The organism is Epibacterium sp. ABV4_022 (assembly GCF_056159345.1).
In genome coordinates this window covers 1,218,210-1,230,934 of sequence record NZ_JBSWVA010000001.1, presented here as the reverse complement: position 1 = coordinate 1,230,934, position 12,725 = coordinate 1,218,210, and the positions used below count along the sequence as shown (strand labels likewise).

At 63.0% G+C, this 12,725-nt stretch carries 13 protein-coding genes and 1 riboswitch; of the genes, 12 read left to right on the top strand and 1 reads right to left on the bottom strand.

The annotated features are described in order from the left end of the window. The first annotated feature begins 34 nt into the window (after positions 1 to 34). The 10 genes from ACXAF5_RS05890 (at position 35) to glpD (ending at position 9,959) form a co-directional block, all read left to right on the top strand. Positions 35 to 868, top strand: coding sequence for a LysR family transcriptional regulator (locus ACXAF5_RS05890; protein ID WP_474945893.1), 834 nt, complete (start codon positions 35 to 37; stop codon positions 866 to 868). A gap of 376 nt (positions 869 to 1,244) precedes the next feature. Further along, positions 1,245 to 1,424 carry a hemin uptake protein HemP gene (hemP, locus tag ACXAF5_RS05885; protein ID WP_005628449.1) on the top strand — a complete coding sequence of 60 codons (180 nt, stop codon included), beginning with the start codon at positions 1,245 to 1,247 and terminating at the stop codon, positions 1,422 to 1,424. Positions 1,425 to 1,480: 56 nt separating this feature from the next. Beyond that, positions 1,481 to 2,749 carry an imelysin family protein gene (locus ACXAF5_RS05880; protein WP_474945892.1) on the top strand — a complete coding sequence of 423 codons (1,269 nt, stop codon included), beginning with the start codon at positions 1,481 to 1,483 and terminating at the stop codon, positions 2,747 to 2,749. Between the two features lie 200 nt (positions 2,750 to 2,949). After that, complete coding sequence (locus tag ACXAF5_RS05875; RefSeq protein ID WP_239322984.1) at positions 2,950 to 3,237, top strand: (2Fe-2S)-binding protein; 288 nt, start codon at positions 2,950 to 2,952, stop codon at positions 3,235 to 3,237. Beyond that, positions 3,191 to 3,676 carry a bacterioferritin gene (gene bfr, locus ACXAF5_RS05870; protein WP_239322983.1) on the top strand — a complete coding sequence of 162 codons (486 nt, stop codon included), beginning with the start codon at positions 3,191 to 3,193 and terminating at the stop codon, positions 3,674 to 3,676. The genes ACXAF5_RS05875 and bfr overlap by 47 nt, the downstream gene beginning before the upstream one ends. Positions 3,677 to 3,710: 34 nt before the next feature. After that, positions 3,711 to 5,219, top strand: a complete 1,509-nt coding sequence (locus ACXAF5_RS05865) for a di-heme oxidoreductase family protein (RefSeq protein ID WP_474945891.1) — start codon at positions 3,711 to 3,713, stop codon at positions 5,217 to 5,219. Then, entirely contained in the window at positions 5,219 to 6,235 is a 1,017-nt protein-coding gene (locus ACXAF5_RS05860; protein ID WP_474945890.1) for an imelysin family protein, read from the top strand. Before ACXAF5_RS05865 ends, ACXAF5_RS05860 begins: the two co-directional genes overlap by 1 nt. Positions 6,236 to 6,280: 45 nt before the next feature. After that, the gene (locus ACXAF5_RS05855) at positions 6,281 to 7,354 is read left to right on the top strand and encodes a DUF1513 domain-containing protein (RefSeq protein ID WP_474945889.1); all 1,074 of its coding nucleotides are present in this window, start codon (positions 6,281 to 6,283) and stop codon (positions 7,352 to 7,354) included. 237 nt (positions 7,355 to 7,591) lie between these two features. Next, positions 7,592 to 8,386 (top strand): DeoR/GlpR family DNA-binding transcription regulator, encoded by a 795-nt coding sequence (locus tag ACXAF5_RS05850; RefSeq protein WP_474945888.1) that lies wholly within the window; start codon positions 7,592 to 7,594, stop codon positions 8,384 to 8,386. After that, on the top strand, positions 8,379 to 9,959 hold the full coding sequence (gene glpD / locus ACXAF5_RS05845; RefSeq protein ID WP_474945887.1) for a glycerol-3-phosphate dehydrogenase: 1,581 nt from the start codon (positions 8,379 to 8,381) through the stop codon (positions 9,957 to 9,959). The genes ACXAF5_RS05850 and glpD overlap by 8 nt, the downstream gene beginning before the upstream one ends. A 111-nt stretch (positions 9,960 to 10,070) precedes the next feature. On the opposite strand, the gene cobO is transcribed toward glpD, so the two are convergent. Further along, on the bottom strand, positions 10,071 to 10,745 hold the full coding sequence (gene cobO / locus ACXAF5_RS05840; RefSeq protein ID WP_239322977.1) for a cob(I)yrinic acid a,c-diamide adenosyltransferase: 675 nt from the start codon (positions 10,743 to 10,745) through the stop codon (positions 10,071 to 10,073). Between the two features lie 24 nt (positions 10,746 to 10,769). Beyond that, a riboswitch (cobalamin riboswitch) is annotated at positions 10,770 to 11,005 on the top strand. A gap of 99 nt (positions 11,006 to 11,104) precedes the next feature. Between cobO and ACXAF5_RS05835 the strand changes: the two genes are divergently transcribed. Together ACXAF5_RS05835 and cobW are read left to right on the top strand one after the other, a co-directional pair. Continuing rightward, positions 11,105 to 11,584: a DUF1636 family protein gene (locus tag ACXAF5_RS05835; RefSeq protein ID WP_474945886.1), complete on the top strand. Its 480-nt coding sequence runs from the start codon at positions 11,105 to 11,107 to the stop codon at positions 11,582 to 11,584. Between the two features lie 19 nt (positions 11,585 to 11,603). Next, on the top strand, positions 11,604 to 12,638 hold the full coding sequence (gene cobW, locus ACXAF5_RS05830; RefSeq protein ID WP_239363105.1) for a cobalamin biosynthesis protein CobW: 1,035 nt from the start codon (positions 11,604 to 11,606) through the stop codon (positions 12,636 to 12,638). Positions 12,639 to 12,725 lie beyond the last annotated feature (87 nt).

Below are 12,725 nucleotides of genomic sequence, written 5' to 3'. Positions count from 1 at the left end.
TAATACCGCAGACACTAAACGAGATAGTCGTGCAATGAACGATCTGCAAAACATCGAAACCTTCGCCGAAGTGGCGGGCCAGTTGAGCTTTGCGGGCGCGGCGCGGCGTCTGGGTCTGCCGCCCTCGACCGTCACGAGCCGGGTGCGGGCGTTGGAACAGAGCCTCGGCGTGCGCCTCCTGGATCGCACCACCCGCAGCACCGCCCTCACCGCCGAGGGCGCGGTGTTTCTGGAGCGCTGCCAACGGGCCTTGGCCGAGATCGAGGCGGCACGCAGCCTTGTTTCGGCCGATGTCAGCGCCAGCGGGCCGGTGCGGCTGTCGGTGCCGACTGCCCTGCCGATGGATCGGCTGGCCCGTCTCATCCGGGACTTTCTGGCGCGCCACCCCAAAATCCATGTGGACATCACCGTTGAGGATCGCGCCACCGATTTTGTCCGCGACGGGATCGATGTGGCCCTGCGTGGCCACCGACCCGGCGGCGCGGATCTGATTGCGCGGCTCCTGTCGCAGATGCCGGTGCATCTGGTGGCCCCACCGGGGCGGCTGCGGGACGAGAGCCTACCGATCCTCGGCCCCCTCACCCGGCACCTGAACAGCACCCCGCTGCCCGGACAGGCCCGTTGCGAATCCTTTGCACTGGCGCGGGAACTGACGCTGGCCGGTGCCGCCCGCGCCTGTCTGCCACTGTCGCTTTGTGAAAAGGATGCCGCAGCGGGCACGGTGGAGATCGCCGCCCCGCCCCCCGGCGTCGAATCGCAGCTTGGTCTTTACCTCGTCTATCAGGATCGCCGCCACCAACCCCAGCGCGTGCGCCTGTTCATAGACGCGCTTGTGGCCGAATTTTCCGCCACGGGCGGCTCGTCATAGGGGTGCGGAACCGCGCCGCAGCCGGGGCCATAGCGGCCCGCGCCCTGGTGTTGTCCGACCCTGACGCCGCCGCCACCTTTGGATAAGTCAAAGAAAACAGGCCGGATATGAAACCATTTGACATATCCGACCAAATAAATCAGGAATAGGGCAATCCAGCCAACCTGTGCATCACACGGGCCAGCCGACAACCTGAACCTTGCGTCCCGCACATGTTGAACCTCTCTGGCCAAACACCCACGCACAGTGACCGCGACGCAGATCCGCTGCCGGTGTCGGATCTGTGGCACAACGTCCTGTCGGGAGAGGTGCCGCAGCAGAGCTTTTGCTTTGAGTGGCTGTTCGACAAGGTGGAGCAGAAACAGAGGTCTCCCCGATGAGCAACCTGAAACCGATTTCCCAAGAAGACATTGCCGCAGCCGCACAACCGGAAACCTACCCGACCTACCACGCCGAGGATCTGACCCGCGGCGGTGTGCAGGCCCGCATTCTTCTCAATGGTCAGATCTATTCGCTGCGCATCACCCGCGCCGGCAAACTGATCCTGACCAAGTAATTCACCCCACGCGCAACAGCGCCACAAATACCAAAGTTCCAGCGAGGATATACTTCATGAAAACGCCGCTTCTCACCGGTGCCGCCATTGCGGCTTTGACCGTAGGCACATCGGCCGCTTTCGCCGCGTCCAAGGCCGATGTTCTGACCAATTACGCAAACATCGCCGAGGCAAAATACGAAGACAGCCTGATCACCGCAAAGGCACTTCAGGCTGCTGTTGATGCGCTGATTGCGGACCCTTCGGCTGAAAACCTTGAGGCCGCAAAACACGCCTGGCTGGCGGCGCGCGTCCCCTATCAGCAGACCGAAGTCTATCGTTTCGGCAATGCCATCGTCGACGACTGGGAAGGCAAAGTGAACGCATGGCCGCTGGATGAAGGCCTGATTGACTATGTGGACGCCTCCTATGGTGGCCCGACCGACGAAAATGCCGCCGCAGCGCTGAACGTGGTTGCCAACCCAGAGTTCACCCTCTCCGGCGAGACAATTGACGCCTCCGACATCACGCCCGAGCTGCTGGCCGAGACCCTGCACGAGGCCGACGGTGTCGAAGCCAATGTGGCAACCGGCTACCACGCCATCGAATTCCTGCTCTGGGGGCAGGATCTGAACGGCACCGAGCATGGCGCGGGCGAGCGCGCATGGACGGACTATGCGGCGGGCGATGACTGCACCAACGGCAATTGTGACCGCCGTGGCGCTTACCTGAAAGCGGCGACCGATCTGCTGGTGTCCGATCTTGAGTGGATCACCGCACAATGGGCCGAAGGCGGCGAAGCGCGCGAAACCGTGCTTTCGGACGAAGACGCAGGCATCACCACGATCCTGACCGGCATGGGGTCGCTGTCCTATGGCGAACAAGCGGGCGAGCGGATGCGTCTTGGCCTGATGCTGAACGACCCCGAGGAAGAGCACGATTGCTTCTCCGACAACACCCACAACAGCCACTACTATGACGGTCTGGGCATCCAGAACGTCTACCTGGGCGAATATGTGCGGGTGAACGGCGATCTGGTGTCCGGCCCGGCGCTGGCCGATCTCGTCGAAGCCGCGGATTCTGAACTGAACGCGGAACTGACCGGCAAACTCTCCACCACCATGATGAAGCTGGGCCGCATCAAGACGGCAGCCGAGGCCGGCTTCTCTTATGACCAGATGCTGGCGCAGGGCAGCGAAGCCGGCGAGGCGCTGGTCATGGGCGGCGTCGAGGCGCTGGTGGATCAGACCCGGTCGATCGAGCGCGCGGTTGCCGTGCTGGAACTGGACACCGTCGCCATCGAGGGCTCCGACTCGCTCGATAACCCGTCGGCCGTATTCCAGTAATTCAGATCAGGTCCCCGATCTGACAGGAGTCGCGCCCCGTGCGCGGCTCCTTCTTTTTTGCGCGCGCCAGTCGTCATGATGTGAGGCACTCACGATTTCCTGAGCAAATCAGTCTTATTTATCCTTGAAAACTTATTCTTTTGCTCAGATATTGAGGCAAGCAAGTAGCCTATAGAATCTCTTGGGATAAAAGCCCCGTCATGATCATCTGCCACTGCACTGCGATCTCGGATCACGACATCCATTCGGCCATCGACTGGATGCGCGCCTCTGACCCGCAAACCATTATAACTCCTGGGAAAATCTATCGCGCCCTCGGCAAGAAGGCGGATTGTGGCGGTTGCATGACGCTCTTTCTGGACACCATGCGCGCCAACGCTAAGGTTAGTGTACCTGCACATCTGCAGAACCTACGTACAGCCATTTCTCCGGAGAGCAATTATGAAGGGCGACCCCAAAGTCATCGACTATCTCAACAAGGCGCTTAGGAGCGAGTTGACCGCTGTCAGCCAGTATTGGCTGCATTATCGCCTGCAGGACGACTGGGGCCTTGGTCACATGGCCAAGAAAAGCCGCGAGGAAAGCATCGAAGAGATGCATCACGCGGACAAGCTGATTGATCGGATCATCTTCCTTGAGGGGCATCCCAATCTGCAAACGCTGGATCCCCTGCGCATCGGCCAGTCCCCCAAGGAAACGCTGGAGTGCGATTTGGCCGCGGAACAAGAGGCCCGCGACCTCTACAAGGAAGCCGCCGAGTACTGTAGGACCAATGGTGATTTCGTCACCGAGGAGCTGTTCAAAGAGCTGCTGGCCGACGAAGAAGGCCATATCGATTTCCTGGAGACCCAGCTTGAACTGCACGACCGCGTTGGCGCCGAAAACTACGCGCATCTCAACGCCTCCAAGATGGACAACGCCGAGTAATTCGGCCTGTGTCCTCGGTGCGGCCTTCGCTCTGGTGCTGGCCGCACCGCTGCATGCAACCGACCGCGCCGCCGCGCCGCCCCCGGATGGCCTTGCGGAGCCGCATCTTTCCGTTCTGCCCCGCACCAAGGACGAAACCAGCCGCATTGCGCGCGTCACCGCCCCTGCGGAGGACTTCACCGCACCCGAGCCGTTCGAGGACCTCCCCGCCGGGGCCGCCACCCTGCCCTATCGCAACGACCGCGAGGCATTCAGCGCGCCGCCCGTGAACCTGACGTTTGAACAGGGTCTGGAGTTTCGGCTGGGCGAGGCCTTGTTTGACAAACTCTGGGTGTTTTCGCCATCCTCGACCCGCGCGTCCGATGGGCTTGGCCCGGTCTACAACGCCCGCGCCTGCCAACGCTGCCACATCCGCGATGGGCGGGGACATCTGCCCGAAGGGCCGGACTATCGCTCTGCCTCGACCTTTCTGCGCGTCTCCATTCCCGGCCCGGTGCCCCCTATGTTGCGCGCCATTCCCGACTATATCGGCATGTCGCCAGAGCCGACCTATGGCTGGCAATTGCAGGATTTCTCCAGCCCCGGCGTTGATCCCGAATACCGCCTGTCTGTGACCTACACCGAGGAAGAGATCACCCTGAATGGCGGCGAGGTGGTCCGCCTGCGCAAGCCCACGTTTGAAGCCACCGCGCTGAAATACGGCCCCCTGCATGCCAAGGCGATGCTCTCGCCGCGCGTGGCGCCGCCGATGATCGGTCTTGGCCTGCTGGAGGCGATCCCGGCGGCTGATATCCTCGCCCTTGCCGACCCCGACGATCAGAACGGCGATGGTATATCGGGACGGCCGAACCTTGTGTGGTCCAAGGAATTTGGTCAGGTGATGCTGGGGCGCTTTGGCCTCAAGGCGGGCACCGCCACCATCCACGAACAATCCGCTGCGGCGTTTTCCGGCGATATCGGCATCTCGACACCATTGTTTCCGCAGCCCTATGGCGATTGCACGGCCTTGCAGGACGCCTGCCGCAGCGCGCCGCACGGCGACGGCGACGTGCGCGTCACCGAAATTGACCAGCCCAATATGGATCTGGTCACCTTCTACAGCCGCAATGTCTCGGTGCCGGCGCGCCGCGATCTGGACGCCCCCGAAGTGCTGCGCGGCAAATCCGTGTTCTATGACAGCGGCTGTGCCAGTTGCCACCGGCCCAAATTTGTCACCCACCGCCTGCTTGATCGCCCCGAGCAGAGCTTTCAGCTCATTTGGCCCTATTCCGATCTGCTGTTGCACGACATGGGCGAGGGCCTTGCAGACAACCGGCCCGAAGCGCGCGCGACCGGGCGCGATTGGCGCACCGCACCGCTTTGGGGGATTGGCTTGACGCAGCAGGTCTCAACCCGCGCCACCTTCCTGCATGATGGCCGCGCCCGCACTTTGCTGGAAGCCATCCTCTGGCATGGTGGAGAAGCTCAAGCCGCCCGCGACACTGTTGTCGCCTTGCCCCCTGATGATCGCGCCGCCCTTATCACCTTTCTGGAGTCTCTTTAATGTCTGTCTTGTCTCGTCTGGCGTCCACCACCTGCGCCCTTGTTGCCCTCACCGGACTGGCACGCGCGGATGCGCTCACGGATGCGGTGATCGACCAGCACATCCTGCCCACCTACGCGCGTCTGGCCACCGAGACTGCCGAATTTGCAACCCTTACAGACAGCGACTGCGCCCCCACATCAGAGGCCGTGCGCACCGCTTGGGGTGAGGCCTTTGACGCATGGGTTGCGGCAAGCCACCTGCGTTTTGGCCCCTCCGAGGCCGACAACCGCGCCTTTGCCATCGCCTTCTGGCCCGACAGCCGCTCCAAGACTCCAAAGGCTCTGCGCAGCCTGCTGTTGGACAGTGACCCGGTGGTCAACACCCCCGAGGAATTCGCCACAGCCTCGGTCGCGGTACGCGGGTTTTATGCGCTAGAGTACCTCTTTTATGACCCCGCCTATGCGGATCTGACCTCCCCGGACTATGCTTGCGCGTTTGTCAAAGCGGTCGCGCAAGATCTGTCGCGAAACAGCGCCGCGATTTTGACCGAATGGCAAGAGGACTACGCCAACAAGCTGCGCTACCCCGATGACCGTTACCGCAGCGATGAGGAAGCGCATCAGGAACTGTTCAAGGCGCTCACCACCGGACTGGAGATCCTCGCCGATATGCGCCTTGGCCGCCCGCTTGGCACATTTGACAACCCGCGCCCCAATCGCGCCGAGGCCCGCCGCTCTGGCCGTTCTTTGCGCCATGTGCAGATCCAGCTGGATAGCCTGCGTCAGCTGGCACACCTCCTGTCCGAAGGCGATCAAGACCTCTCGCAACATCTGACACAGCTGTTCGACAAGGCCGACCGCCACGCCGCAAACCTTGCCGATGACCCCAGCTTTGCCGGGGTGCGTGATCCGCAACACCGCTTTTTGCTGGAAACGCTGCAACAGGATGTACGCGAGATCAAAGACATCGCCGCACTGGGCCTTGGCCCCAAGCTGGGGGTGGAGGCCGGGTTCAACGCACTGGACGGCGACTGACCCGACACTTCACAACCCGTTCCGATCCAAGACAGGAGTTCACAAATGCCCTCTCGACGCGGCTTCATTGCAGGCCTGATGGCCAGCAGCATGGCCCCTTCCGCCACCTGGGCTGACGCGGGCGCGCCCGCCTATCTCTCTGCGGGCAAGGACGAGTTGGGACTGTTTGTGGTCGCGGGGCTCTCTGCGGCGGGCGAGGTGCTGTTTCGCCATGCATTGCCCGACCGGGGCCATGCTGCCAGCGCGCATCCCACCCGGCCAGAGGCGGTCGCCTTTGCCCGCCGACCGGGCCGCTTTGCCGATGTGATCGACTGCCGCAGCGGCGCGCAACTGGCGCGGCTGGAGCCACCGGAGGGGCATCACTTCTACGGTCACGGCGTGTTCTCCCCCGAGGGCGAGGTGATGTATACGACCGAGAATGCCTTCGAGAGCGGCGAAGGCATGATTGGCGTCTGGAACGCCCGCGATTATCGCCGCATCGGCCAGTTCCCCTCCGGCGGCATCGGCCCGCATGAGATGCTCTTGCGCCGCGACGCCCCCGGTCTTGTGGTGGCCAATGGCGGCATCGAGACCCACCCGGATACTGGCCGCGCCAAGCTCAACATCCCCTTTATGCGCCCAAACCTCAGCTATCTGAGCCTGTCGGGTGAGATACAGGAGCAGATGGAACTGCCTTCGGATCTGCACAAAAACTCCATCCGCCATATCGCGGTGCGCAGCGATGGCACCGTGGGGTTTGCCATGCAATGGCAGGGCGATCTGGGCGCGGACGTGCCGATCGTGGGCCTGCATCACCCCAGCGACGCGCCGCGCCTGATGGCGGCGGACGACCCGCGCCTGCGCAACCTCAATGGCTATGGCGGCTCCATCGCGTTTTCTGGCGATGAGACGCAGATCGCCGTGACCTCGCCCCGGGGTGGCGTGGTGCAGGTGATGGACTGCGCCAGCGGTGCTTTACTGGCCGAACATGCGCTCCGGGATGTCTGCGGCCTTGCGACCCGGCGCGAAGGTTTCCTAGCCAGCACCGGAACCGGAGCCGTGGCGCGGATCGGCACAGAGGTCGAACACCTCGCCACCGCGCCGCTGGCCTGGGACAACCATCTGATCCCGCTCACCTGAGAGCACGCAGTGCGGCCCCGACCTCGGGTGGGGGTGAAGCCCCCTCCCGTGGGGGAGGTCGGGGGCTGCCCGACCTTCGTCCGGGCGAAACCCAGTCAAAACTCCGAGAGCAAAACCTCCGCCCCTTCCGCATCCGCGCGAGGGGCTTTCGTTTTGCGCCACACGCACACGAGAACGAAATCCATACGTGACAAAACGCGTGGTGTTCTCTATATGCATCCATGAAAAGGAAAGCTCATGGACGCAAGCGACCGCCAAAACGAAATCCTCTCCCTGCTCACGCAGCAGGATCGTGTCGAGGTAGAAGATCTTGCGCGCCGCTTTGGCGTCTCTTTGCAAACCGTGCGCACTGACCTGCGCGATCTGTCTGCTCGTGGCCAGCTGAGCCGCGTCCATGGTGGCGCCGTGCGCATCAGCTCTGCCGCCAATCGCGGCTATGCCGAGCGCCGCAGCCTCAATGCCAGCGGCAAACGCGCGATGGCCGCATTGGCCTCCGATGTGATCCCTGAGAACTGCTCCATCGCGCTCAACATCGGCACCTCGACCGAACAGGTGGCGCGCGCGCTCTCCGGTCACAAGGGGCTGACGGTCCTCTCCAACAATATCAACATTATCAATATGATGATGGGGATGGAGGCGCGAGATCTGATCCTTGTGGGTGGCACCATCCGCCAAAGCGACGGTGCCATTGTCGGCGAAGAGGCGGTGGACTTCATCAACCGCTACAAGGTCGACTACGCCGTCATCGGCGCCTCTGCCATGGACGCGGACGGTGCAATCCTCGACCACGACGCCCGCGAAGTCTCCGTCGCCCGCGCCATCCTCAGAAATGCCCGCACGCGCATCCTGATGTGCGACGGCAGCAAATTCGACCGCTCCGCCCCCGTGCGTATCTGCGCCCTCGCGGAGCTGGATTTTGTCATCACAGACCGCCCTGTTCCGGCAGAGTTTGCCGAGGCCGCAGAAGCGTCCGGCACCCGAATCCTGATCGCAGACGGCGGCCCCGAAACCGAAAGCAGCGAAAATGACTGATACGCCCAAGACCTCCGACATCACCGACCTGTTCATCATCGGCGGCGGCATCAACGGCTGCGGCATTGCCCGCGACGCCGCCGGTCGCGGCCTCTCCGTGACATTGGCCGAAATGAACGACCTCGCCTCAGCCACTTCCTCGGCCTCGACCAAACTGTTCCACGGCGGCCTGCGCTATCTGGAATATTTCGAATTCCGTCTGGTGCGCGAGGCCCTGATCGAACGCGAGGTGCTGCTGCGCGCCATGCCGCATATCTCATGGCCGATGCGTTTCGTGCTGCCTTTCCACAAGGACATGCGGTTCGACAACACCACGCCGACCTCCAAACTGCTGACCACCGTCATGCCATGGATGAAAGGCCGCCGCCCTGCATGGCTGATCCGGCTGGGTCTTTTTATGTATGACACGCTTGGCAAACGCGGCATCCTGCCCGGCACCGCAACCGTGGACCTGACTACGGATGAGGCAGGCAAGCCCTTGAACTCCAAATTCAAAAAGGCGTTTGAATATTCCGACTGTTGGGTCGAGGACGCCCGCCTCGTGGTGCTCAACGCCCGCGACGCCGAGGCCCGTGGTGCCGAGATCATGACCCGCACCGAGGTCGTGAATGCCACCCGCCACGCGGATCACTGGGAAATCCACCTGAAGGATCTGGCCACCGGCGCAGAAAGCACCCGCCGCGCCAAGATGCTGGTCAACGCAGGTGGGCCATGGGTGGCGGATGTGCTGCGCCAGAAGCTCGGACAAAACAGCCGCGAAAACGTGCGCCTCGTGCGCGGCAGCCATATCGTGGTGCCAAAACTCTACGACCACGGGCGCTGCTACTTCTTTCAGGGGCAGGACGGGCGCATCATCTTTGCCATTCCCTATGAGGAGGATTTCACCCTCATCGGCACCACCGACGCTGATCACCCCGATCCCGAGACCAAACCCATCTGCACCGAGGAAGAGCAGGACTATCTGGTGAAATTCGCGTCGAACTATTTTGACACACCCGTGACACGCGATCAGATCGTCTGGACCTATTCCGGCGTGCGGCCGCTCTATGATGACGGCGCCAGCTCCGCCTCCGCCGCGACACGCGAATATGTGCTGACGCTCGACAAGACACAGGCCCCGCTGCTCAATGTCTTTGGCGGCAAGATCACCACCTACCGCAAACTGGCCGAGGCGGCGCTGGATAAAATCAACGAGGTCTTCCCAAGCCTGCCTTCGGAGTGGACCGCAGGTGTGCCCCTGCCCGGCGGCGATTTCCCGGTCGAAGATGTCACCCGCTTGCGCGAAAAACTCGCCGCCGACTATCCCTTCCTGTCGGCCTACGCCACCCGCCGCCTGATCCGCGCCTATGGCACCGAGGCCTGGGCCATTCTGGGCGACGCCAAGGCGCAGAGCGATCTGGGCGAGAGCTTCGGCGCGACCATCACGGCCCGCGAACTCGACTGGGCGATTGCCCGCGAATGGGTGCGCACGGGCGAGGATTTCCTGTGGCGACGCACAAAACTCGGCCTGCGTCTGGACCCTGATGCGCGCGCAGCGGTCGACGCTTATATCCAGTCCCGCGTCACCGACTAACAAAACAGACCAACAGAAAAGAGGGGCACAGCGCCCCTCTTCACATTTTTCCAAATACCTCGGAGCGCGAGGCAGCGCCTCGCATCCCCGCTCACAACGCGCGCTGAGGTTTCAGAATTCCACGCCCTTCTGCGCCTTCACCCCGGCCCGGAAGGGATGCTTCACCTGCGCCATCTCGGTCACAAGATCGGCGATCTCGATCAGTTCTTCCTTCGCGTTGCGCCCGGTCAGCACCACATGGGTCATCGGCGGTTTATGCTCGACGAGGAACTCCAGAACCTCCTGCAAATCCAGATATTCATAGCGCAGCGCGATGTTGATCTCGTCGAGCAGCACCATGGTGTTCTTCTCATCGAGGATCATTTCCTTGGCCTTTTCCCAGCCCGCGCGGGCTGCCGCAATATCGCGGGCCTTGTCCTGCGTTTCCCAGGTGAATCCCTCGCCCATCGCGTAGAACTGGCACAGATCCGAGAAATTCTCCTCGATCAACGTCCGCTCGCCGGTCTGCCACGCGCCCTTGATGAACTGCACCACCGCCGAGGGCATGCCATGGGCGATGCAGCGCATGATCATGCCGAATCCCGAGGACGACTTGCCCTTGCCGGGGCCGGTGTGAACGATGATCAGACCCTTTTCGCCATCCTTGGTTTTCATCATCCGATCTCGGGCGGCTTTTTTCTTTGCCATCTTGGAGGCATGGCGTGCCGCTTCTTCGTCGGAGATGTCGGTTTCGCTACTTGCGCTGGTCTGATCGCTCACGGGGTCGCTCCTGCTGTTTGGCCCCATGTCTTGACAAAGAGTGCCCCCATGGCGCAAGGGATTTTCGTTGGTTCCCGAAGGTGACACCCTTCGGGCGAAGAGGGAATGTGACAAGGCACGCCGCAGCGCGCCCCAAGCACAGCCGCCCCCGCGACCGTGACCGGAGAGGTCTCCCGACGCCACTGGCGCACCCCCAGGGGGGCACCGGGAAGGCGGGACGACCGTCAGCGCCCCACCCGGGTCTGGCATCCGCAAGCCGGGAGACCTGCCAGCGCGTGTGAAACCGGCGGACGGGGTGTGCCGCGACCGGTTGAGGGCCTGCCACACGTGGCACGCGCCCCCATCTGGCCTGCCCCGCCTCGCCGCTGAGGAGGAGAAAAGGCCGCATGGGAGAGACCCCCAGCCAGAGCCCGGAGCCGGTTGTCCTGACCGTCTGCACCACCTGTCGCCAGACCGGCAGCGATCCCGAAGCCATGCGCCCCGGCCGCATCCTTGCCGACCGTCTTGCGGGCAGCGCGCTGCCCGAGGGCGTCACCGTGCGCGGGGTCGAGTGCCTCTCGGCCTGCACGCGGTCCTGCACGTTGCATCTCTCCGGGGGCCCTGCGCGCTGGAGCTATATCTACGGCGATCTCGACCCGGATGCCCATCTTGAGGATATCCTCGCCGGTGCGGCCGCCTATGCCGCGACCGAGGATGGGTTTGTGCCATGGCGCGAACGCCCGGTGGTGTTTCGCAAACAATCCATCGCCCGCATTCCGCCCGTCTCCATGCCAAGCGTCGCGCTGACCCCGACGCCTGCACCCGAGCGTCACGACTCTTCCAGTGACACCCCAGACACGCCTGCCACCGAGCTTGCGCAGGATTGATCCGAAAGGCCTATTTCACATGACCACATTGAACAAGATCCCCGTCACCGTCATCACCGGCTTTCTCGGCGCTGGCAAAACCACTCTGATCCGTCACCTGATGCAGAACCCGCAGGGCAAGCGCCTTGCCGTGGTGGTGAATGAGTTTGGCACCGCCGGTGTCGATGGCGACATCCTGAAATCCTGCGCCGACGAGAGCTGCCCGGCGGAGAACATCATGGAACTCGCCAATGGCTGCATCTGCTGCACCGTGGCCGATGATTTCATCCCCACCATCGAGAGCCTGATGGCGCTGCCCGAGCCGCCCGAGCATATCGTCATTGAAACCTCCGGTCTGGCACTGCCAAAGCCGCTGCTCAAAGCCTTCGACTGGCCCGCGATCCGCTCGCGCATCACCGTGGACGGGGTGATCGCCCTGGCCGATGCCGAGGCCGTCGCCAAGGGCCAGTTCGCGCCGGATCTGGACGCCGTGCAGGCCCAGCGCGAGGCGGACGACAGCCTTGATCACGAAACACCGCTGTCCGAGGTCTTTGAGGATCAGATTTCCTGCGCAGACATCGTACTGTTGTCCAAGGCCGATCTGGCCGGTGAGGCCGGCGTCGAGAAAGCCCGCGCCGTGATCGAAGCCGAGGCCCCGCGCAAGCTGCCGATCCTGCCAATGACCGAAGGGGTGATCGATCCGCGCGTGATCCTGGGTCTTGGCGCTGCCGCCGAAGACGATCTCGACGCGCGCCCCAGCCACCACGACGGCCATCACGATCACGAACATGACGATTTTGAGTCCATCGTGGTCGAAATGGGCGAAGTTTCCGACCCCGAAGACCTGCAAAAACGGATCATCGAGATGGCCCGCGCCCGCAACATCCTGCGGGTGAAGGGCTATGTGGCCGTGGAAGGAAAACCGATGCGAATGCTTGTACAAGCGGTGGGCGAACGCCTTCGCGCGCAATACGACCAACCCTGGGGCGCACAGGAGCGCAAGACCCAGCTGGTGGTGATCGCCGAGCATGATAACATCGACACAGCAGGCATCCACGCCGATCTCGGGGCCTGAGTTTCTATGCGGGCGAAGTGGAAACACATCGTTTTCGTCCGGCCGAGAGGCCGGACAGCCCCCGACCGCCCCCCCGGGCGGGGGCTT